This window comes from Chryseobacterium sp. JAH (genome assembly GCF_001507335.1).
In the GTDB taxonomy this organism is placed as follows: domain Bacteria; phylum Bacteroidota; class Bacteroidia; order Flavobacteriales; family Weeksellaceae; genus Chryseobacterium.
On the sequence record NZ_LMAH01000003.1, the window covers coordinates 273,120 to 295,602 of the forward strand.

Annotated in this window: 24 protein-coding genes; 10 read left to right on the forward strand and 14 right to left on the reverse strand. The window is 35.2% G+C overall.

Annotated elements, in window-relative coordinates:
* Nucleotide 1: 1 nt before the first annotated feature.
* Both AR685_RS08365 and AR685_RS08370 read right to left on the reverse strand, forming a co-directional pair.
* Complete coding sequence (locus tag AR685_RS08365) at nucleotides 2–334, reverse strand: hypothetical protein (RefSeq protein WP_047443236.1); 333 nt, start codon at nucleotides 332–334, stop codon at nucleotides 2–4.
* Nucleotides 334–660 (reverse strand): hypothetical protein, encoded by a 327-nt coding sequence (locus AR685_RS08370; RefSeq protein ID WP_047443237.1) that lies wholly within the window; start codon nucleotides 658–660, stop codon nucleotides 334–336. Before AR685_RS08370 ends, AR685_RS08365 begins: the two co-directional genes overlap by 1 nt.
* Nucleotides 661–727: 67 nt before the next feature.
* On the opposite strand from AR685_RS08370, the gene AR685_RS08375 reads away from it, so the two are divergent.
* Complete coding sequence (locus tag AR685_RS08375) at nucleotides 728–1,582, forward strand: neutral zinc metallopeptidase (RefSeq protein ID WP_047443238.1); 855 nt, start codon at nucleotides 728–730, stop codon at nucleotides 1,580–1,582.
* Nucleotides 1,583–1,619: 37 nt separating this feature from the next.
* Here AR685_RS08375 and AR685_RS08380 read toward each other — a convergent pair whose 3' ends face one another.
* Nucleotides 1,620–2,450, reverse strand: a complete 831-nt coding sequence (locus AR685_RS08380; RefSeq protein ID WP_047443239.1) for a GLPGLI family protein — start codon at nucleotides 2,448–2,450, stop codon at nucleotides 1,620–1,622.
* Nucleotides 2,451–2,595: 145 nt separating this feature from the next.
* Between AR685_RS08380 and AR685_RS08385 the strand changes: the two genes are divergently transcribed.
* The 4 genes from AR685_RS08385 (at nucleotide 2,596) to sufD (ending at nucleotide 6,672) form a co-directional block, all read left to right on the forward strand.
* Entirely contained in the window at nucleotides 2,596–2,925 is a 330-nt protein-coding gene (locus AR685_RS08385) for a HesB/IscA family protein (protein ID WP_047443240.1), read from the forward strand.
* A gap of 66 nt (nucleotides 2,926–2,991) precedes the next feature.
* Nucleotides 2,992–4,440, forward strand: coding sequence for a Fe-S cluster assembly protein SufB (gene sufB / locus AR685_RS08390; RefSeq protein ID WP_047443241.1), 1,449 nt, complete (start codon nucleotides 2,992–2,994; stop codon nucleotides 4,438–4,440).
* A 66-nt stretch (nucleotides 4,441–4,506) separates the two neighbouring features.
* A complete protein-coding gene (gene sufC, locus AR685_RS08395; RefSeq protein ID WP_047443242.1) occupies nucleotides 4,507–5,250 on the forward strand; it encodes a Fe-S cluster assembly ATPase SufC in 744 nt (247 codons plus the stop codon).
* A gap of 114 nt (nucleotides 5,251–5,364) precedes the next feature.
* Nucleotides 5,365–6,672, forward strand: a complete 1,308-nt coding sequence (gene sufD / locus AR685_RS08400; protein ID WP_047443243.1) for a Fe-S cluster assembly protein SufD — start codon at nucleotides 5,365–5,367, stop codon at nucleotides 6,670–6,672.
* Between the two features lie 72 nt (nucleotides 6,673–6,744).
* On the opposite strand, the gene AR685_RS08405 is transcribed toward sufD, so the two are convergent.
* Entirely contained in the window at nucleotides 6,745–7,677 is a 933-nt protein-coding gene (locus tag AR685_RS08405; RefSeq protein WP_047443244.1) for a DUF3078 domain-containing protein, read from the reverse strand.
* Between the two features lie 216 nt (nucleotides 7,678–7,893).
* On the opposite strand from AR685_RS08405, the gene AR685_RS08410 reads away from it, so the two are divergent.
* The 4 genes from AR685_RS08410 to AR685_RS08425 all read left to right on the forward strand — a co-directional run bounded on the left by AR685_RS08410 (nucleotide 7,894) and on the right by AR685_RS08425 (nucleotide 11,926).
* A complete protein-coding gene (locus AR685_RS08410) occupies nucleotides 7,894–8,661 on the forward strand; it encodes a rhomboid family intramembrane serine protease (RefSeq protein WP_047443245.1) in 768 nt (255 codons plus the stop codon).
* 36 nt (nucleotides 8,662–8,697) lie between these two features.
* Nucleotides 8,698–9,807: a DNA-processing protein DprA gene (dprA, locus tag AR685_RS08415; protein ID WP_047443246.1), complete on the forward strand. Its 1,110-nt coding sequence runs from the start codon at nucleotides 8,698–8,700 to the stop codon at nucleotides 9,805–9,807.
* Nucleotides 9,808–9,998: 191 nt separating this feature from the next.
* A complete protein-coding gene (gene gdhA, locus AR685_RS08420; RefSeq protein ID WP_047443247.1) occupies nucleotides 9,999–11,357 on the forward strand; it encodes an NADP-specific glutamate dehydrogenase in 1,359 nt (452 codons plus the stop codon).
* A gap of 200 nt (nucleotides 11,358–11,557) precedes the next feature.
* On the forward strand, nucleotides 11,558–11,926 hold the full coding sequence (locus AR685_RS08425) for an iron chaperone (protein WP_047443248.1): 369 nt from the start codon (nucleotides 11,558–11,560) through the stop codon (nucleotides 11,924–11,926).
* 163 nt (nucleotides 11,927–12,089) lie between these two features.
* Here the strand turns inward: AR685_RS08425 and AR685_RS08430 are convergent, their stop codons facing one another.
* The gene (locus tag AR685_RS08430) at nucleotides 12,090–12,581 is read right to left on the reverse strand and encodes a YkgJ family cysteine cluster protein (RefSeq protein WP_410492913.1); all 492 of its coding nucleotides are present in this window, start codon (nucleotides 12,579–12,581) and stop codon (nucleotides 12,090–12,092) included.
* On the reverse strand, nucleotides 12,578–13,549 hold the full coding sequence (locus AR685_RS08435; RefSeq protein WP_047443249.1) for an ion channel: 972 nt from the start codon (nucleotides 13,547–13,549) through the stop codon (nucleotides 12,578–12,580). The genes AR685_RS08430 and AR685_RS08435 overlap by 4 nt, the downstream gene beginning before the upstream one ends.
* A gap of 134 nt (nucleotides 13,550–13,683) precedes the next feature.
* On the opposite strand from AR685_RS08435, the gene AR685_RS08440 reads away from it, so the two are divergent.
* On the forward strand, nucleotides 13,684–14,064 hold the full coding sequence (locus tag AR685_RS08440; protein WP_047443250.1) for a group III truncated hemoglobin: 381 nt from the start codon (nucleotides 13,684–13,686) through the stop codon (nucleotides 14,062–14,064).
* A 44-nt stretch (nucleotides 14,065–14,108) separates the two neighbouring features.
* Here AR685_RS08440 and AR685_RS08445 read toward each other — a convergent pair whose 3' ends face one another.
* From AR685_RS08445 to AR685_RS08480, 8 genes are all read right to left on the reverse strand, one after another.
* The gene (locus tag AR685_RS08445) at nucleotides 14,109–15,179 is read right to left on the reverse strand and encodes a calcium:proton antiporter (protein ID WP_047443251.1); all 1,071 of its coding nucleotides are present in this window, start codon (nucleotides 15,177–15,179) and stop codon (nucleotides 14,109–14,111) included.
* 65 nt (nucleotides 15,180–15,244) lie between these two features.
* Nucleotides 15,245–15,583 carry a DUF6122 family protein gene (locus AR685_RS18260; RefSeq protein ID WP_047443252.1) on the reverse strand — a complete coding sequence of 113 codons (339 nt, stop codon included), beginning with the start codon at nucleotides 15,581–15,583 and terminating at the stop codon, nucleotides 15,245–15,247.
* Between the two features lie 8 nt (nucleotides 15,584–15,591).
* Nucleotides 15,592–16,821: a hypothetical protein gene (locus AR685_RS08455; protein WP_047443253.1), complete on the reverse strand. Its 1,230-nt coding sequence runs from the start codon at nucleotides 16,819–16,821 to the stop codon at nucleotides 15,592–15,594.
* Between the two features lie 148 nt (nucleotides 16,822–16,969).
* Entirely contained in the window at nucleotides 16,970–19,036 is a 2,067-nt protein-coding gene (locus AR685_RS08460) for a hypothetical protein (protein ID WP_059124279.1), read from the reverse strand.
* Between the two features lie 12 nt (nucleotides 19,037–19,048).
* Nucleotides 19,049–19,717: a hypothetical protein gene (locus tag AR685_RS08465; protein WP_059124280.1), complete on the reverse strand. Its 669-nt coding sequence runs from the start codon at nucleotides 19,715–19,717 to the stop codon at nucleotides 19,049–19,051.
* A gap of 70 nt (nucleotides 19,718–19,787) precedes the next feature.
* On the reverse strand, nucleotides 19,788–20,504 hold the full coding sequence (locus AR685_RS08470) for a DNA alkylation repair protein (protein WP_185113242.1): 717 nt from the start codon (nucleotides 20,502–20,504) through the stop codon (nucleotides 19,788–19,790).
* 2 nt (nucleotides 20,505–20,506) lie between these two features.
* Nucleotides 20,507–21,154 (reverse strand): DUF4919 domain-containing protein, encoded by a 648-nt coding sequence (locus tag AR685_RS08475; RefSeq protein ID WP_059124281.1) that lies wholly within the window; start codon nucleotides 21,152–21,154, stop codon nucleotides 20,507–20,509.
* 33 nt (nucleotides 21,155–21,187) lie between these two features.
* Nucleotides 21,188–22,474 carry a cation:proton antiporter gene (locus AR685_RS08480; RefSeq protein WP_047443257.1) on the reverse strand — a complete coding sequence of 429 codons (1,287 nt, stop codon included), beginning with the start codon at nucleotides 22,472–22,474 and terminating at the stop codon, nucleotides 21,188–21,190.
* Between the last annotated feature and the right edge of the window lie 9 nt (nucleotides 22,475–22,483).

Sequence of the window (22,483 nt, forward strand, 5' to 3'; positions counted from 1 at the left end):
TTTATGATGATGCTCTGAAACCACTTCTACCCAATCCTCCTCTCACAACATTCCCTTTGTAAGAGCTTCTGCCTATATTAGATTTTGAGCTGATGGCATCACTGAAATATCCCGCTCTCTGATAAGCCCCATTACTGTAAGCTCCATATGGACGGAATGCATGATATAACAAAAAACCAGTCATAAAACCATGGGATCTTGAGTAAGATGCCGTAGTATCTGATCTCATGTAAACTTTTTTTTCACTTCCCCATTCTGCTTTTGGTTTTTCCTGAGAGCAGGCTGCAAGAATTCCTGTGACGAAAAGCAATTTTATAGAATTAGACTTTTTCATTACTGAACAGTTATATAAAATTCATAATCTTTTTTCACCTTAGCCTGATGTTCATCACCTGCTTCATCTTCTACAATCTGCAAGGTATCACCCAAACTCGGAATAGTATCTGTTTTTACAATTTCCTTAAAGAGCTTATTGTTCTTCCAGATTTTATGTTTTGTTATTAAAACATCTGCAGTATCAATGTGTTTCACAGAAAGCTCGGTTTCAATCGCAGATTTTTTATCCACACTTTCCACTTCATCTTGATTGGATTCACTCTCATTGCAAGCCGTCAGGCTCATCAACCCTAAAAACATAAGAGTAATTTGAATTTTTTTCACTTTAGTTATAATTTTTGACAAAAATATTATTTAATATTTTAAATTTACATATAAAAATAGCAAACAAATGAAATGGACAGACGACAGAAGTGGCAATGTTGATGACAGAAGAGGATCCGGAGGTGGCGGAGGCGCAATTGTAGGTGGAGGACTAGGTACCATCATCATTGCAGCAATTGTATTCTTTCTTGGTGGAGATCCCTCGGCAATACTTTCTTCAGGAGGAAGTTCATCTCCACGAACTGAGCAAAGAGAGCTGAGTCAAGGAGAACTGCAAGTTGGAGAATTCGTTAAAATGATTACCGCTGAAAACGAAGAAACCTGGACTAAAATTTTTGCCGAAAACGGCATGCAATACAAACCGGCCAGAGTAGTATTGTTTGAAGATGGTACAGATTCGGGCTGTGGACAGGCGCAATCTGCGATGGGACCATTTTATTGCCCCGCTGATCAATCTGTGTATATGGATATGAAATTCTTTGATGAACTTCAGTCGAAATTCGGAGCCAAGGTGACTGAGTTTACTATTGCTTATGTAATGGCTCACGAAATGGGACATCATGTGCAAAATCTTTTAGGAACTTTAGATAAAACCGATCAATTGAGAAGAAGCGGAAGATATTCTGAAGCAGAACTTAATCAGGTTTCTGTAGCGACCGAACTTCAGGCTGATTTCTACGCCGGTCTCTGGGCAAGATATTCTAATGAAAGAGAAAAATTCCTTGAGCCTGGAGATTTAGAATCTGCAGTTGAAGCAGCTGAAGCTGTAGGTGACGATAATATTCAAAAAAGATCGCAAGGCTATGTAAATCAGGAAAGTTTCACGCACGGTTCTTCGGCACAACGAAAAGAATGGTTTATGAAAGGTTATAATTCCGGAGACATCAAACAAGGAGATACTTTTAATCAACTTTTAAGATAAAAAAAGGCCTGAAGAAATTTCTTCAGGCCTTTTTATTTTATTTCAGCTCAATTGGGTTGCTGTTTCTTTTTGCTTCCTCTTTGGCTCTTTCTTCCATCCGCCTTCTCATGTCTGCAGGGTTTTGGTTTCCGCCGCCTCCAATTCTCATAGGAGAAGCTATTCCGCCACGCTGACTATTCATGAAAGAAGATGGGTCGCTTTTATATTTTTCCTGTTGCTTTACATAATCGGTTCTTTTAACTTTGATTACATTTCCAAAAGTGGTCATTTCTGGAAAATCTGAAATTTTATAGTTCTTCATCAAATCAAAAGAATAATCACCGGAAGCATCTTCTGCTTTCACAACCAAACCTGGAAGTCCGCTGAATTTGTAGGGACCATCCTGATAAGGTAAATCTGTGGTGAACCATGCTGTCCATTTTCTGCCCCCAAATTCAGTTTCTGCTTTCTGTACTTTATATTCCCCAATTTTTGTAGTTTCGGAAAGAATTTTCCATTCTAAAGGTCGGTCTTCTTCGTAAGAGTATTGATCTCTTCCCAAACGGTCTTTATATAAAGTCTTTTGGTTTTTCTTATCTTTCTCAATAGAGTAATTGATATTCGTTCTTAAGCCTTCCATCTGTTCTCTGTTAAAACCTCTCGCTCCCCCACTTTGAAAATTCGCTTTCATTACAGAATCTCTTTTGATTCTGTTTTCAGAGTAGAACATCGATTTTTCTGCTGAGATATCCAGATATGCATTTTCAGTTTTAATGTCACTTTTATTACTGATGTCCGGCTTTGAAGTTACCTGATAAACGAATCTGTTGGTTTGTGCAAAAGTAGCCTGTGCAAACACGACTACAGCAAGAATGCCTAATTTTTTCATTACTTTCCTGATTTATAGTTTTGATTTGAAATCTACACCAAAGTTAAACCATCGATGATAAAAATCGATAAAATAAAAACGTCGATTTTTATATACTGATTATTGTTCGTATTTTTGCACCATTAAATCATTCTAAATAAATACAATGATAAAAGTTTCAGATCATGCTAAGGAAAAAGCCATTCAACTGATGACAGAAGATGGTTTTAATCCGGCAGAAGATTATATAAGAGTTGGGGTTAAAAGTGGAGGTTGTTCTGGTTTGGAATATGTTTTGGGTTTTGACAACAAAAAAACAGATACCGATCAGGTTTTCGAAGACAATGACATCAAAATTGTAGTAGAAAAAAAATCGATACTTTATTTAGCCGGTACCGTCCTGGAATATTCAGGAGGATTGAATGGAAAAGGGTTTGTTTTTAACAATCCTAATGCAGCCAGAACGTGTGGTTGTGGTGAGAGTTTTAGCTTATAATTAGACATTGGAAGTATTGATTTAGTATACTCTAAATCTTAAATCTAATTTCTAAAATCTATTAAAATGAGTAAATATACTGAAGACGACCTACGCGTCGATTTAGAAAATAAAAAATACGAATTCGGCTGGGAAACGATACTCGATTACGAAGACTTCCCAACAGGTTTGAACGAAGACATCGTCCGTGCTATTTCTGCTAAAAAAGAAGAGCCTGAATGGATGACAGAATGGCGTTTGGAATCTTTCAAGATTTGGCTGAAAATGACTGAACCTGAATGGGCAAACATCAAATATCAAAAACCGGATTTTCAGGCAATTAAATATTACGCTGCACCGAAAGCTAAACCAGAATTGGCAAGCTTAGACGAAGTGGATCCTGAACTATTGGCAACATTTGCCAAATTGGGAATCAACATCGAAGAGCAGAAAAGACTTTCAAATGTTGCAGTTGATATTGTCATAGATTCAGTTTCTGTAAAAACAACATTTCAGGATACTTTAGCAGAAAAAGGAATTATTTTCTGTTCAATTTCCGAAGCGATCAAAAATCATCCGGATTTAGTGAAAAAATATCTTGGAAAAGTAGTTCCTAGAGGTGATAACTTCTACGCAGCATTAAACTCCGCAGTATTTTCTGACGGAAGCTTCTGCTATATTCCAAAAGGAGTAAGATGCCCAATGGAATTATCCACTTATTTCCGTATCAATCAGTCTGGAACAGGTCAGTTTGAAAGAACGCTTGTAATTGCAGATGAAGGAAGTTATGTTTCTTATCTTGAAGGGTGTACAGCACCATCAAGAGATGAAAACCAGCTTCACGCTGCAGTTGTTGAATTGATTGCTTTGGATAACGCTGAAATTAAATATTCAACGGTTCAAAACTGGTATCCAGGAAATGAAGAAGGAAAAGGTGGTGTTTTCAACTTTGTAACTAAAAGAGGGCTTTGCGAAACCAAAGCAAAAATCTCATGGACTCAGGTTGAAACGGGTTCTGCGGTAACATGGAAATATCCTTCGTGTATTCTAAAAGGTGACGGTTCGATCGGCGAGTTCTACTCGATCGCAGTAACCAACAATCATCAGTATGCCGACACCGGTACAAAGATGATTCACATCGGTAAGAATACAAAATCCACGATTATCTCTAAAGGAATTTCCGCAGGAAAATCTCAAAACTCATACAGAGGATTGGTAAAAGTAATGCCTTCTGCAAAAGGAGCCAGAAACTTCTCACAGTGCGACTCATTATTAATGGGTAACGAATGTGGAGCACATACATTCCCTTATATTGAAATTAAAGATCCTACTGCGCAGTTGGAACATGAAGCAACCACTTCAAAAATCGGGGAAGACCAGATTTTCTACTGTAACCAGAGAGGTATCGATACAGAAAGAGCAATCGCCTTGATCGTAAATGGTTTCAGTAAAGAAGTTTTAAATAAACTACCAATGGAATTTGCCATTGAAGCTCAGAAATTATTGGAGATTTCTTTGGAAGGTTCTGTAGGATAAAATTATAAAAATAAAGAGGTAATGAGGATTGTAAACTTCAATACCTAATTATCATATTAAAAAACTATGTTAAACATTAAAAACTTACACGCCAGAATTGAAGATGGCGCACAAATATTAAAAGGTATCAATCTTGAAATCAAGCCAGGTGAGGTTCATGCAATCATGGGACCGAACGGAGCTGGAAAATCTACGCTTTCTTCTGTAATTGCAGGAAAAGAAGATTACGAAGTGACGGAAGGAGAGATCCTTTTTCAAGGTGAAAACATTATTGAAGATGCTCCTGAAGAAAGAGCTCACAAAGGAATTTTCCTTTCATTTCAGTATCCGGTAGAAATCCCTGGAGTTTCTGTAACGAACTTTATTAAAGCTGCTTTGAACGAAAACAGAAAAGCAAACGGATTTGAAGATATGCCTGCAAAAGAAATGTTGGCAATGATTCGTGAGAAATCTGAGAAATTAGGAATTAAAAAAGATTTCCTTTCAAGATCATTAAACGAAGGATTTTCGGGAGGTGAAAAGAAAAGAAACGAAATTTTCCAGATGATGATGCTGAATCCTAAATTGGCTATTCTTGATGAAACTGATTCAGGATTAGACATTGATGCTTTGAGAATCGTAGCAGATGGTGTGAACCAGTTTAAAAATGAAGGAAATGCAGTTCTTTTGATTACCCATTATCAGAGATTGCTGAATTATATTGAGCCTGATTATGTACACGTTTTAGCGAACGGAAAAATCATTAAGACAGGTGACAAATCTTTAGCTTTAGAATTGGAAAGCAAAGGGTACGACTGGTTGCTTAACTAAGAGAATATTTTTGGGTAAGTTTTTTATCAATCCTTAGTCAAAAAGGCAGTGAAAAACTGCGATATTGATACAAATTAAATTTATAATAAAGGTGTGATGGCCGAAATATCAGTAATGGCTTTATACGATCAAATAATAGAAAATCACAGCGAATTTTTGGAGAGTCTGCGTCATAGATTTCTAGATGACGACAGAAAAACGGCGCTTCAGAAGTTTGCAGTAAAAGGTTTCCCTACCAAGAAAGACGAAGAATATAAATATACCAACCTCAAAGAAATCACGGAGAAAGATTACAATTTTTTTCCGAAAGAAAGTCATAATATCACCAAAGAACAGCTTGATGAGCTACATTTGGGAGAAGAAAATTTCGACTGGATTGTCTTTGTAAACGGCAAACTTCACAAAGAGCTTTCAAACATCTCTATCGAAAATGCAGAATTTTTGTCATTCAATTATGCTTTGAATGATGAGAATCATAAAGACGTTTTTGATAAATATTTCAACACAATTGCCTCGAAAGATTTAGCGTTTACAAACTTAAATCAGGCATACTGCAAATACGGATTTTTCCTGAAAGTTCCGAAGAATGTAATTATTGAAAAACCTATTCACGTTTTTTATCTTTCTCAAAACCAGGAAGAAAATACGTTCTACAATACCAGAAATTTATTAATTGTAGAAGAAGGGGCAAAAGTTGAAATCATCGAAAGTCACCATAATTTTGACAGCAGTTTTGTGTTTACCAATTCGGTAACTGAAATTTTCACGTATCAGAATGCAAAAGCAGACTGGCACAAGATTCAGAATGACAATGATACTTCTTATTTGGTAGACCACACTTTTGCAAAACAGGAAAGAGACAGCTTAACGACTGTAAATACGTTTACATTCGGCGGGAAAATTATCAGAAATAATCTTGATTTTATTCATAACGGAGAAAACATCAACTCTTTCATGAACGGAATTACGATTATCGGGAAAGATCAGTTGGTTGATCACCACACGGCAGTTCACCACAACACGCCGAACTGTCAAAGTTATCAGAACTATAAAGGTATTTACAAAGATAAATCTCACGGAGTTTTTAACGGGAAGGTGTTTGTAAATAAGATAGCTCAGAAAACCAACGCTTATCAGCAAAACAACAACGTTTTACTAAGTGAAGGAGCTACGATCGACACTAAGCCTCAACTGGAGATTTTCGCAGACGATGTGAAGTGTTCTCACGGTTGTACAGTAGGTCAGTTGAATAAAGATGCTCTATTCTACTTAAGAGCGAGAGGAATTTCTAAAAAAGAAGCGCAAGCTTTATTGCTTTACGCTTTTGCTAATGACGCAATGCAAAACATTGACATTGAACCATTAAAAGTGAAAATTGAACAACTTTTAGCTGAGAAACTTGAAGTTACAATGGAATTTTAAAATTCCTTTTGAATACATATAAGAAAAGCACTTCTATTGAAGTGCTTTTCTTGTTTTATAGAGATTTTAAATCTATTTCTTTAGCCACCACTGGCTGTCTTTACGGTCAGAACGTTTCACACCATTATCGATATTGTAAGCAAAACCTATTCCTAAAGTCTGTTTCATCTGGGTCTTTTGAATTTGATTGTGATCGTACATCAAATCTAAAGTAACAATTGAAGAAATAAATCTATTGATTTTCATATTCAAAAGCATATTATATGACAACACCATGTGATCTGGGTTTTCAAGATAATTGGAGAATATAGATGCGGTGTTGGTCATCTCAATATTTTCCATCAGTTTCACCTTATAAATTGCAGAACCCAGGAAACCAATCTGCATCAGGAAAAAATCTCCGTCAGTCTTTAAACCGTAATTTCCTGCAAGTTGTAATTCTTTATCTAAAACAAAAGTAAATCTACCGTTGGCAGGTCTTAACGTAACCGTAAGATTTTCACTCGGTCTGTAAGTGATTCCTAAACCGGCATTCACATATCCAGGGGCCATAAAGTTAGAAATTTTCTTAGCTTCAGGATTATTGCCGTCTTCAAAACCACCCGAGAATTGCGAAAGTACACTGGCTCCTGTGGAAACGTACCAGCTTTTTGAAAACTGTCGCCCGTAATTGGTGGAAACATTGAGAACATCCTGCGTTTTTCTTGTTCCAACACCTTTTGTGGTATTCTGTCCGTAATTCAGAATAATAATGTTTTCCCAAAGATGCCGTCCATTTTCGTAAACGAGGTTATAATTTGCACTTGCCAGCCAACCGACATTATTTGCTCCACCGCCTACCCAATTCGAGAATGCCGCTTGATTAAACATGACACTGTTTTTTGCAATGACAGACCAATGTCTTGGTTTTTTGATTGTATCAACCGCAGCAGAATCGCTGATTACTACCTGAGCAAAACAATTTACACTCAGATACATTAAAAGTAAAACAAAAATCTTTTTCATAAATCTCAATTTTTCCAACTGCAAAAATAAGAATATATCGTTAAATGCACACTTCACACGTTTTGAGAGCCTTACAAAAAAAACAGGTTGCGTCATAATTTGGAACATCAAAAACATAAAAACATTACCTTTTGTCTGAAATATTCAAGTAAAAATAAAATCATCGACAAATTTTCCGAAATTTATCATTGGCTTTTGATTTGACTGTTTTCAGGTATGTTTAAAAATGTAATTTACAAAAACGCTATCATCAATCCTCTGCTCATGCTGGGTGCCATGTGGTTGGGATACTTTTTACAGATGCAGGGCTTTTTTGCAAGTTGCTTCGGAGCTATTATTCCTTTACTACCTGAAGGTTTGCTCGGAATTATCACCTCTCCTCTACTTCACGGTAGTCTGGATCATATTATTGGAAACTCAATTCCCATTGCGGTACTAATGGGGCTTCTGTACCAATTTTATCCTTTAGTAGCCAGCAAGGTTTTTATTTTAGGTTGGCTTGCAACTGGGCTTTTACTTTGGATGTTGCCACCGATTGACATCCTAACTGGTGAATATATGTACACCTGCACTATTGGAGCAAGTGGCGTTGTTTATGTTTTAGCATTCTTTTTATTTTTCAGCGGAGTTTTTAAATGGAATATGACATTGTTGACCATTTCGCTTTTAGTAGTCTTGTACTATGGAAGTTTAATTTGGGGTATGTTTCCCGAAGAACTTTTCTACAATATGCCAGAACCAAGCAAAATATCGTGGCAAGCTCACTTATCAGGTGCAGTGGTGGGAAGTATTTTAGCATTTGTATTTAAAAATGTAGGCGACAAAAAGAAGCGATTTATATGGGAATTTCCGAATTATTACAGTGAAAAAGATGATAAACTCTGGCAGGAATACAAAGAAAATCATCCTGAAGATTTCCTTGAATTACCTTACAAAAAAAATGAAGATCTTTGGGATCATTTAGAGGAAATTAGGAAAAAATAAATCCTAATTTATTACATTTGAATAAAATAAACACAAATGTATTCTGAAGAACATCTCTACTCTATCGCTCTCCGGCAGTGTAATTTTATAGGTGACATTAATTTTTCTAAACTTGTAAACAGTTTCGGCAGTGCAAAAAGCGTCTGGGAAACCTCAAAAAAAGTCCTAAGCAAAACTGACGGAGTCGGAACCAAAACAGTTTCAGACATTGGAAATTCCGAACATTTAAAATTTGCAGAAAAAGAACTTTTGTTTTGCGAAAAAAACTCCATAAAAATCAATCTGCGACATCAGAATGAGCTACCATATTTACTTAAAGAATGCGATGATGCACCCGCAATTCTGTATCAAAAAGGAAATTTTGAAAACAATTCCAATCCAGTAAGTCTAGTTGGAACCCGGAATATCACTTCGTACGGCAAAAAATTCATTGAAGACTTTTTTGAAGAAGCAAAATCTTATCCTTTTATTTCAGTGAGCGGTTTGGCTTTAGGAGTCGACAGAGAAGTTCACGAGCAATCTCTTACTCATCACATTCCTACGATTGGAGTTTTGGCGCATGGTTTTCATACGCTGTACCCTTCAAAAAACAGAAAACTCTCAGAGAAAATTCTTGAAGAAAACGGAGGACTACTTACAGAGTTCAACTCTTCCAGAAAACCTGACAGGGAAAATTTTATTCAGAGAAACAGAATTGTCGCTGGAATATCTCCCGCTACAATTGTTGTAGAAACTGCTTTCGGCGGAGGCTCCATCAGTACTGCAACATTTGCTAACACTTACAATCGCGATGTTTTTTCGCTTCCCGGAAAAATTACAGATAAATTCAGTCAGGGTTGCAACCATCTTATTTTCCAGAATAAAGCAACCGCAATTTCTACAATAAAAGACCTGCTCGATTTGCTAGGATTCAACAATTCCAAACATCAAATTGAAGAGCTATTTCCGCACGTGGAGATCTCAATTCAATTATCTGAAAATCAAGAATTAATCTACAAAAAGATTGTGGAAAACCCTCATATTTCGTTGGATGACCTAGCAGAGAAAATTTCATTGCCTTCACATAAAATACTGCCTGTGATTTTAGAACTTGAGCTTTTAGCGAAAGTAAAATCGTTTTCCGGGAGACAATTTACAGCGATTTGAAAATTAATGATTTCTTAATATTTCATTATTTCATATATAACATTTAATTTTTAACAAAATTTAAATCATAATTATCAATTTAATAATATTCTGTAGCATTATTATTGAGTTTTCAGCAAATATTAAATAAGCTATTGTGAATCTTGAAAAAAAAATTAAATTTGTTGACATAATATTCAACCCTATCTAATATGGAACAATATAATATTGACCAGAAAATCCAGGAATTTATCGCTAAGATTGAGGCGAAAAACCCTAACGAACCGGAATTCTTACAGGCAGTTAAAGAAGTTGCCGTAACTGTAATTCCGTTTATCTTGACCAGAAAAGAATATACCGGCATGAAGCTTCTTGAGAGAATGGCTGAAGCTGAGAGAATTATTATTTTCAGAGTTCCATGGGTTGATGATAAAGGAGAAATTCAGGTAAACAGAGGTTTCAGAATTCAGATGAACTCTGCAATCGGACCATACAAAGGAGGAATCCGTTTCCATCCTACAGTAAACCTTTCTGTACTTAAATTTTTAGCATTCGAGCAGGTTTTCAAAAACTCATTGACTACTCTTCCAATGGGAGGTGGAAAAGGAGGTTCTGACTTTGATCCGCAAGGAAAAACTGATATGGAAGTAATGCGTTTCTGCCAGGCTTTCATGACAGAATTATGTAAACACATTGGACCTGAAACTGATGTTCCTGCGGGAGATATCGGTGTTGGAGCGAGAGAAATCGGATATTTATTCGGACAGTACAAGAAAATCAGAAACGAATTCACAGGAGTTCTTACCGGAAAAGGTCTTGCTTACGGTGGTTCCTTAATCCGTCCTGAAGCGACTGGTTACGGTGTTGTATACTTCGCTGAGCAGATGCTGAAGACTATCGGACAAACTTTTAAAGATAAAACGGTAACGGTTTCAGGTTTCGGTAACGTAGCTTGGGGAGTGATCAAAAAAGTACACGAACTGGGTGGAAAAGTGGTTACACTTTCTGGTCCTGACGGTTATGTTTATGATAAAGACGGTATCGACGGCGAGAAAATTGATTACTTATTAGAATTGAGATCTTCAGGAAACAACAGAGCTGAGGATTATGCTAAAAAATATCCATCTGCTGTATTCCATGCAGGAAAACGTCCTTGGGAAGTAAAATGTGATGTAGCCATCCCTTCTGCGACTCAGAATGAATTAGATTTGGAAGACGCAAGATTGTTGGTAGAAAATGGTTGCGTCTGTGTAACTGAAGCTGCTAATATGCCTTCTACACTAGATGCAATCAACTATTTCCTAGAGAACAAAGTGTTATTTTCTCCAGGAAAAGCTTCTAACGCTGGTGGTGTTGCCACTTCAGGTTTAGAAATGACTCAGAACTCAATCAGATTGAACTGGACTTCTGAAGAAGTTGATGCAAGACTGAAAGAAATCATGATCGGAATCCACAAAGCTTGTAGAGACTACGGTAAAGAGGAAGACGGCTATGTGAACTACGTAAAAGGTGCTAATATCGCCGGATTCGTAAAAGTAGCAGAAGCAATGTTGGCTCAAGGAGTCGTATAAAAATATTAAGGTCGGGAATTTTTCCCGACCTTTTTTCTGAAAACCTGTCCCGGGACTATAAATGGGAAAAAAGTAATAGTGAAAGTGAAAGCATTGAATGTCCAGTTCAATGCTTTTTTTTGCATATGACTTTTGGCAACCGATTATTTACTTTGTATTGTATTTTAATGTTTAGTAATTTTATAATCATAAAAGAACTCATGAAAAACACATTTAAAAATTTTGAAGAATACTTCGTTTTGTTTCCGGAAGAAACTCAGCAAAAACTCGAGCAATTTCGGGAGTTTATTCATTCTCTACAATCTGATTTAGACGAATATATAGGTTATCAAATGCCCGCTTTTAAGTACAATGATAAACCTTTGGTATATTTTGCTGCTTATAAAAATCATATTGGATTCTATCCGCTTCCAGAGGTGATTATTCAGTTTGAAAAAGCTTTTAAAGAAAGAAAATATAATTTTTCAAAGGGAGCGGTTCAGTTTCCACTTAATGAAGATCTGCCGTTGGATTTGATTCAAAAAATAGTTCAATTTAGAATCATGGAAATTGATCAGAAAAAATCCTGAAACGTTACATTTCAGGATTCCATTTTACTTTATAAAAAACTACTTCTATTTAAAACCAATTGGGGATTGATTTGTTTGTAAAACGCTATCGTTTAAATAAAATTATGGTAAATGGCGGTTTTAACTAAACTTTATAAGATTTTAGAATCATTTAAGACTGTCGTTACTTATTCAGATTTTTCATCATACCTTCCACAAATTCAAAAGCAGCCGGGCAGATTACTGTATTTTTCATCATTAAATCATTGATCTGGTAAATCTTTTTACGGTCTGTATGCGGATATTCTCGACAAGCTTTAGGGCGAACGTCATATATTGAGCAGGTATTATCACTGTTTAGAAAAAAGCATGGAAGGTTCTGCAAAACTTTATCATTGTCTTCATCTACACGCAGAAATTTAGATTCAAAATCTGCCTGTTTCATTTTTAAATGTTTTGAAATACGCTCAATGTCCTTTTCAGTATAAAGAGGCCCTGTAGTCTTGCAACAATTGGCGCACTGCAGACAGTCTATCTTTTCAAAAACCTCTTCATGTGTTTCCTGAACAGTATAATCAAGATTCTTAGGTGGCTTTTTTTTCAAACCGTCTAAGAATTTCTTATGTTCTTTCTGCTTCTGTAAAGCTTGTTTTTTATATGATTCTAAATTTATCATGTTCTTTCTGTATCAAAAACAGGAAGTTCTGCTTTCTGATATTCATTAATTTTATCAAGATCCAGCACCGTTGAATCTTTTTCTTTATCGGGATAGTACATAGGCTGAAATTTCGCTCCGTAAATAATTTCCCTTGACACATAGGATGCTCTCTGAACAACAGTATTTGAAAATACTTCATCAAAAGCTCTTACATGAACGATGATTTCAATGTTTGTGTTTTTAAAATCATCTTCTGAGAAACCGTAGAAAGGAGAATTTTCATCAATTTTATGCACGATCGTCCAGTTCAGAGATAAAGTATTGATTTTACTTAACTGGGTATCCAATCTGTAAAAATTACTTTTGGTTGTGCCTTCTTCGCTGACTTCTATCGCTGTCGAAAGAGTAACATCAGCATCTGTCAAAGCATTATTTTTATAAGGCGCCAACCTGAACATCAACGCTGTAACACCCTGAAAAGGAGCAATTACTGCAATATCAGAAAATCTTAAATATGCTCTCGGCCTTGAAAATCTTCCGTAAAATAAACCTGTTGCAATTGCAAAGGTAAGCAATCCCAGAAATGCTTCAAAAGTGGCCACTAAACTTGCCATAAATCCTACAGGTGCAATTCTTCCGTAACCGACCGTTGTAAAGGTTTGTGAACTGAAGAAAAACACGTCGATAAACTCATCCGTCGGATTACTCTTGTTGATTCCCGTAAGATGCTCTACGCCAATCAAATAATAAATAAGCGCAAAAACTACATTGATCAAAATATACATTACCACCAAATAGGTAATGAACCGAAATGATGATAAATTCAGCATCGTGTGATACCAGCTCAACCTGTTGAAAACGTTAACTCCTCTCCTTCTTACATTCGGAAGACCGTCTTTATTAATGAATCTTCCCGAAGCGCGACTCCCAAAGCCACTGTTTTCAGTGTTTTCCTGACTGATTCTTTTTCTGAAACCTTTTGCCATATTTAGAACATCAATGGTATATTTTATTTTACTTCAAAAAAGCGTAGTAATCTACAAAGATAAAATATTGTTTTTATGAAATTTATCAATTTTACAATTGAATTTCGCACTCAATTTTAAGCTAAATTTGAAGTATGAAAAAGCTTGAATCAAGAGAAGACATTGAACTTCTGGTCAATAGTTTTTACACAAAAGTAGTTAAAGATGAAACGATTGGTTTTTTCTTTAAAGATATTGTGAAAGTGGATTGGGACAAACATCTTCCAAAAATGTATTCTTTTTGGGAAACTATTTTGTTCGGACAGATGAGCTATAAAGGAAATCCGATGCAGATGCATTTTCCTATTAACGAAATCCAGGCAATGGAAAAGCAACATTTCGCTAAATGGTTAGCACTATGGAAGCAGACTATTGAAGAAAATTTTATTGGAGAAAATGCTTCTATGGCAATTACAAAGTCTGAAAACATCGCAAATTTAATGGCTTACAAAATGGAAATGGCGAGAAAGTCTTAAGATTTCGGAGCTTGAGTCTGGCGTTTCTTATTTTAAGGTATAGATTAAGGTACGATCACGGTGAAAATATATGCTGCTAAGTTGACCAGCAAAACTGTTCCGTACAGCACATTGGTCTTCCCCCTGCTTAAAGATAGCATCACAATAAATACAGATAATGTAAGTAAAATGATATCTTTCTTATCCAACCCCAGCACCAATGGAATATCGTACATAATGCTCACTGCAGAAATCGCAGGAATACTTAAACCGATACTTGCTAAAGCTGATCCTAAAGCTAAATTTAAACTCGACTGAATTTGATTATTTCTCGCTGCACGAATGGCCGCAACACCTTCCGGAAGCAGCACAACTGCAGCAATAATAACTCCTACCAAGGATTTTGGTGCTCCCATGCTGTGTACCATGTCTTCGATAGTTTTTGAAAGGCCTTTTGCCATCAAAACAACAATCACCAAACAGACAATCAAAAAGAAAAAACTAATAATCGCTTGCATTCTGCTTGGAATAAAGTACTCTTCAGAGTTTCCGTCTGCAGGTACAAAGTAACTTCTGTGCCTTACCGTCTGTACCATCAGAAATACACCGTAAATAACTAAACAGGCAATTGAAACAAAGATTAACTGAGCATTATTATAATATGGCCCATGCACGCTGGAAGTAAAATTGGGAAGCACTAAAGTAATCACAAGAATGGAAACAATGCTGACAAGATAGGTAGTTGCCGAAGTACGTGCAAAAAACTGCTCGAAATACTTCACACCACCTACTAATATACAGATTCCTATAATACCGTTAAGAATAATCATGACCGCCGCAAAAACCGTATCTCTAGCTAAAGTGAGTGCCTGGTCACCACCTGCAACCATTAATGAAACAATCAGTGCGACTTCTATAATCGTAATACAAAGCGCAAGAATAATGGTGCCATATGGTTCACCCACTTTATGAGCCACCACTTCTGCGTGATGTACAGCAGACAAGACACTTCCGGTCAGCAATATTCCTGCAATAACATCAAAAACAACTCCAGTTCCCATCAATCCGCTGAAATAATAAATCACAGCAAAGACAGGAAAAATATAGGTATAATGTAAAAATTCTTTTAGCTTCATAAGTGACTGTAAAATACAAAAAATCTATGGTTTTTTAATTACCGAAAGAAATTATTAATAATATTTTAATGGCACCACAGCACAAAATCCTGTAGATCGGTTAACATGTGAAAGAGCAGGCCGATGCCGATTATTCTTAAATTCCCCTTAAAAAACAATAGCAAAAAATACACCGCAATGGCATAATATGAATGTAACAAATGAAACCCAATACTCATTCTGCCCGGATCAAAAACAGGATTTGCCAAAAGATGATCAAGATCTACCAACATGGTTGCTAAAAGAATACAATAAACTTTTTTCCACTGATTACGATAGAAAACTAGAGCAATAACTGCAGGAAATGCCAGATGTAGGAAATAATGGGTGCACGTTTTTAATAAAGCGATCTCTGGTGGACACATGGTTGAGTCTATCTTAAAATTAAAGGATTTTTTTCTTTTTTGAATTTTATTTTCACATAATAATATTGAGACTGATTAACATAAAAAACGTATTCCAATTCAGAAAGAAATTTTCTTTGTAAAGAAGTTAAATTTTTAAGTCGGAAAAGCGAACTGTTTCTTAGAAAGATAAAGTTTTTATCCTCCTGTTTCGAACCCTTTAGTTTTTCTTTTGCCGAACTCACGGTAAATCCCGATTGATTTTTAACTATCACATTAGAATCAAGCGGAAGACCAACAAACATCTCTCGATCGTTAATCCATTTTTTACCTTTAAAAAAACTCCATGTTTTTTTTGGGTCGGCACTCTCTATTTTTGCATAATATACAGGCTGTAAAACATTCTGATAACTTCGTTTCTCGATTGCATTAAACTCGTCGTCATATTCGTAAGTGATGATTGTATCTTTAACTTCTTTTACATTTAAATCAATTTTTAAATGGTTAATAAATAAAGAATCATGATATTTTGTTTTGAACACCTGCAGACCATTCTTTATGTTTTGAGCATCTAATTCCGCACTTAAAAGTTGCTTGTTTTGACTGACTTCAGAAACCAATGTTTCAAAAACATTGATGCTTGAGGTGTTTTTAATGACAATATTATCATCATTGATGTCGATTTCAAAATTCTGTATTTTTTTTCCTGAAATAAAACTCAGACTTGCTAGACTTCCGTCGATGAAACGATTTGCTTTCTGAGGTTTTTCTGATGTTTCTTTTAAAAGAAAATTTGAGATGTATGTAAATTCACTATCAGAAGTTCCTACAATAGCATATTTTTTATTTACATACACTGCTAAATTGTCTTTAAGGTAACCTTTGCTTCCTTTATTTACAAATTGATTCTTCTTTAGAAAAACACAAAATTTCTGAAAATCTTCTACTTCTAAAACTGTGTAATAATTTGAAAATTTAGTATCCTTCAAATGAAAAACCTGTAGATAATCCGGAATTTTCAGTCCTAAATCTCTAAATTCTATCTTGTCTTGACCCGATTTTTTTTCCTTAAACCATTCATATGGATGCATAAAAAAACTTGAAATATACTGCCTGGTAAGGTTTTTTGTATCTACTACAATAACAACATCAGCACTCTCAGGAATAAATCTCAAGCTTTTATCTTTATGAAAAAACATAAAATAAACTCCAATAAAAAGCACAATTGTGGCAATGAAAGCAATGTATTTTTTCTTCATTATTTTTGTATAAATGATGACAAAGCCGAAAACATACAAGGAATTCTAAGTTAAGACTAAATCAATTGAGAAAGTGATTAAAGATGACTAACCTACTGTCATAAACGTTTTACATCTTACTAAACTATAGTAAGCTGCCATAATCAACTTACAGGGTCTGTGCTTTTTTATCAGCTTCTTTATTCTTGAAAATCTCATCAAACACATCAAAAAAGTACATCAGGCTGTTTTCTGAAGAGTTTTTTATCTGATATTCAATTTCGGTTTTAATGCTTTCGTTTTTCACTTCAGTTTTAAAATAAACTTCACCCACATTTTTTCTTAAGGTGTTTAATGTTTTTCTTTCAGAAACTGTTTTGAATTCCTGCTCCAAACCAACCAGCAATTTTTGAATATCTAATCTTCCAGACAAAGGATATTTTGCAGAATCTTTCATCCATTTTTCTGAAACTGAAGACTGGCTTTTTGAAGTCAGATTCTCTGTAGACGTCGTCACATATACAATTCTGTCTTTCACAGTGAAGAATAACTGATCTAGATATCCGTTGCTTTTTCCCTCTTTAAAAGAATACACATCCCCTTTTTTCGTGAATTTTTTAGCGAAATCTTTATTGGTGGTCAATACTTCAAAAATATGTTTCCAATATCCTTCATTCTCTGTTGCAAAAGCGAAAATGAAATCAGGAACCATCACATCTTTGGTCTCCTTCACCTCCTTTTCGTTGTAATCTTCATCGTAGTCATAATCTGTATACTCTACTTTTTTAGATTTTAATTCATTCAAAACAAAAATTCCGTTTCCTGGTGCTATTTTAGCAATTGCTTCTTCGTCAAGAACTATTTTCATGGTTTCAATGACTAACTTCACCTCTTTCTGATATTCTTTATCTCCAGCGTCCTGAAGCAGACTGTACATCATGTCAAAATACTTATATCCATTGACGTTCATCGCATAATAACCAATGCTCTTATCGTTGATCAATGCAGTCAGTTTTTTATTTTTCTTCCCCTGATAAACAGATGATATGTTTTTTTGTGTTTCTGTATCCTTATGCTGATAATTATTAACCAACCTCACTTTATCTTTATCGAAATACAGATTGTAAGCCGAGTTTGAATTGTACATTTTGCTCAGAACACTGCCAAAATTATATTTGCTGTACATTCTCTCATATAATCCTTTGCTAATCAGTTTTTCGTAATTAGCGTAAACAAAAACATCAGAATTACCGTCTCTGAAATTCAACATTTCTTTTGACGCTTCAACTTCAAGATTTGTACTAAAATATTTGTCAAAATTACCTTCTACGATTCCTTTGGTGATTTTAAATTTTTCCGCCTGCATAGAATCCATTTCCTTCTGATATTCAGAATCTTCGGGATATGCTTCCATTTCTATATAATCGTCTTGAGATGCAGGTGGAGGCGTTGCTTCAGCAGTATCCTCCGGATATATAGAATCTGTTGTCGTTTCCGTTTGCTTTTTTACTTCAGGATATTTGTGATGCTTTTCAAGATACTTAATGTCTTTCTGATATTTAGCAATTTCGGTATTGCTCGACTTGATGTTGTCTTTCAGATATTTGATTTCATCTTTTAAATATTGAATTTCCTCTTTATAGTCGAAAGGTTTTTCTTCTTCATATGCAGTGGCCGCACTGTCTATAGCTATCATTGCACTATCGGTAACAACCGTCACTGTACTGTCAACAGCATAGCTATCGTTGTCCCAAATATCTTTTGAACGCTTGTTGTAATTAACCATAGTAATTACGGCACGCTGATCGTTCCAGGCTACAAAAAGATCATCATCAAGATCAATATATGAGTAATTGTTTTTCTTCGAAGGTTCCAGTCCTTTTTTCTTGGTTGAGTTGATGAACTCAAGAAATTTCACTTTGTTATCCAATACAAAATGTGCTGTGTAAGACTTCACCGAATCTGAAATCTGCGCATAATGATATTGTGTTGCATCATATTTTATTCCCGTTTTTGAATAATCATTCCAAGAGGGTTTTCCTTTTTCTTTCTTGTCGATTTCCTGTAAAAAAGGATTAAACTTTTCCCAGTTTATTTTTTTATTGAGTTCTCTCCCGTTGATCTCCATATAAAATACGGCATCTGAAGGAACCTTCATACTGTTTTGTGCAAAAGCTAACGCAAAGCCAAAAAGTAAAAAAGTGATTTTTTGTGTTTTTAGTAAAAGTGATTTCATATTAATTGGGAATTATTGAAATAGGATCGTATTTTGAGTTTGTTTTTTCTGAAGTATAAAATCTAAAATATTTCCCTCAAGTTTCATCGCTTTTCTGTTGGGTGAAAGAAGATAAGCATTGTTGGATTGTGATTTGACGGTATTTTCAAACTGTAAAACCGAAGTGTATTTGGCATTGTTAAAAACCTCTTTGTCAGAAGAGCTTAGTTTGTCATAATCACTTTTGAAGGTGTTGATTTTATTTCTCACAAAAGTTTTCTTAGCAGGATTATGCATATAAATATTGGTAGGAATCATTTTCCCTAAAATATTTCTCGCTTTCAGCTGTTCTAAACCAGAGTTGACATTTTCAATTTTTTTGAAATTACAGCTCAGTTTAATGATGTAATTATCAAAATCCATCGAAGTTTTTACGTTTGAAATTCCCGGAACGGTTTTAAAAATCCTTGCAGCCTCGTTGATTTTGGCTTCGATTTCGGTTCTTTTTGGAACTTTTTTTCCATTAATGGTTTCCATTTTTGAGATAGACGCCAATCTTGTTTTGCTCTTGCTTGCATTGAGAATAAGCGAATACTCGCCGCTGCCGTCAGCTTTTACATTCACTTTATCTAAGATATCAAAACAGCTTGTGAGAAATAATATGGGAAGCAGCAACCAAAGGCGCTTTAAGAAAATGTTCATGATTTAGGTTTAGGAAACAAATTTACTCAAATTTAGTTTTAAATATCACATTAGCAAGACAAATACTGAACTAGATTCTTCCCTTGAGATAGTCTTGCCTCATCTCTTCATTCAGCCTTTCAATGGCGTAGCGAAGGCATGTTCTTGGCATTATTTTATAATGCCCGTTAAGATAAGAGATCAATTCCGCTTCGTTCTTTTTTCCCATTTCACGCAAGAGCCAGCCATTTGCTTTGTGCATTAAATCGTGTGGATGATCTAAATTTCGACTAACAAATTCTTTAGTCAGCTCAAAATGTCCTTTTTTGATATAATACATCGTTCCTACCACCGCTACTCTTTTATACCACATCTGATCAGAATCCGCAAGATCTCTTAATAAGATTTCCTTTTGATTTTCAAAAGCATACCGGCCTAAAATCTTATAACAGCTTGTGTCAACCAGATCCCAATTGTTGACATATTGGAGGTGATTTAGATAGAACTCAATAATCTCATTTTGTCCACTTAGATCTTTTGTTTTTTCAAATTTTGAAATCAGCATCAGAAGAGCTGTGAGTCGATGCTCGTGATAAGGTGAAGAAAGTAATTCGCTTAATTCTTTTAAACTTATTTTTGAATAAAATTCTTTGGCAACAGACCGTTGATCCGGAACCGTTACACCCAAAAACAAATCACCTTCACCATATTCTCCTTTTCCGGTTTTGAAAAATTTCGGAAGAAAAGCTGCTTTTTCCGGAATGGATAAATCGTTCAGTGCTTCAAAAATTTGCTTGCAAATAGTCATCATTAAAAATTTAAACACCCAATGCATTTAACAAATAAGCTGGTACTACCGTTAGAATATTCTGTCAGCATACAGCTATCATCTGTTTTTAAATCTTTTTGTTTAAAGGCCCTACCCATCATCATTACAGGTTTTGCAAAGCTGATCATGTCTCCCGCTGTAATTACACAGATCGGCGAACTTTCTGTTTTCCCTGTTCCGCTTTCGTCTATCGTTTTAATAATTCTGTTATTCTGTAATTTACAGATCTCCACCTTTGCTTTTTCTCCAATCGCATTATAAATATTTACCATAGAAGTCAATATTTCTAGATTAAGTGGGGCTTTATGATATGCATCTTCTGCTTTAATGCGTATTTTCTGAGCTTTACTTTTTGACAATCCTTTTCTGGAAGCAATTTTCCAAATTTCATCATAATCTCGGTTGAATAAAGACATACCGTATCCTGTATCAACGAATCGACTTCCATAATAAAGCTGGTTCATCTCATCCTGTGACAGATTTGAAGGATTTGTTTTAAATGTTTTTAAATAGTCATCGTAATATTTTTGAGGATTTTCGGTGACGTTTTTTTTGATTTCCTCAACATTAATTTGGCAAAAACTGAATCCAAAAATTATTAAGAGTAAAAAAGAAAGCGACTTTTTCATTTCTGATATTTTAAAAACCTAAATTACAATCTATTAATGACTCTCTTCTAAAGCAATACTTTCCAACTCTTTCTCTTCATCAGCAATCCTTTTTGGATTGGCAACTTTCGCAATGGTAAGTCCCTGAACAATAATAGAAAACACAACCACACAATAAGTAATACTTAAAATAGCATTGCTGTATTCATTTTTTGGAATTGACATCGCCAAAGCAATGGAAACACCACCTCGAATTCCACCCCAAAATAAAACCTTTATCGTCTGGGGACTAAACCTCGTTCTGAAAGACATAAATTTCGTAGGTCCCCAAATGGAAATAAATCTCGCTACCAAAACTACTACAATTGCCAATAATCCAGGAATTACATAATGGTTCAAATCTTTGATCATCAACAATTCAAACCCGATGAAAAGAAATAAAACAGCATTTAAAATTTCATCAATCAGTTCCCAGAATTTAATCAGATAATCCTGAGTGACTGATTTCATTTTAAATTTAACATTAAAATTACCCATGAATAAACCTGCTGCAACCATCGTCAAAGGACCGGAAACATGCATCTGTCTTGCAACTAGATAACCTCCCATCACCACAGCCAGTGTCACCAAAACTGAAATAATATAATCATCAACTTCACGCATTAATCTTGAAGTTATCCAACCCAAAAGAACACCTAAGAGCAAACCGCCACCAGCTTCTTTCATTAATAAAATCGTGATGTTTTCTACACCTAAATCTACTTCGCTCCCAATTGCAAGCTGTAAGACCACTGTAAAAACCACAACCGCCATACCATCATTAAATAATGATTCACCGGCAATTTTTGTTTCTAATGATTTTGAAATATTAGCCTGTTTTAAAACACTTAAAACTGCAACGGGATCTGTAGGAGAAATCAATGCTCCAAAGACCAAACAGTAAATAAAAGGAATCTTTAACCCAACCAAAGGCAGCAAATAGAACATCCCAAATCCTACGATAAAGGTTGAAATGATGACACCTGCCGTTGAAAATATGAGGACGGGACGAAACTGTTCCTTGAGATCATTGATATTAATGTGAATCCCTCCTGCAAAGAGCAGGAAATTCAGCATTGCTCCCATCAAAACTTCGGTAAAGTCGATACTGTTCATCAAATCATTCAGATGCCCAAATGTTTTTGGAAGAAAATTTTCACCAAATAAAACCAAAATGATAGATACCACGATGGCAATCACCATAATTCCTATGGTGCTCGGAAGTTTTAAAAAACGGTAGTTGATATATGCAAAAATAGATGCTAATACGATAAGCGCTGAAAATGAATAATATAATTCCAATAAATTGTT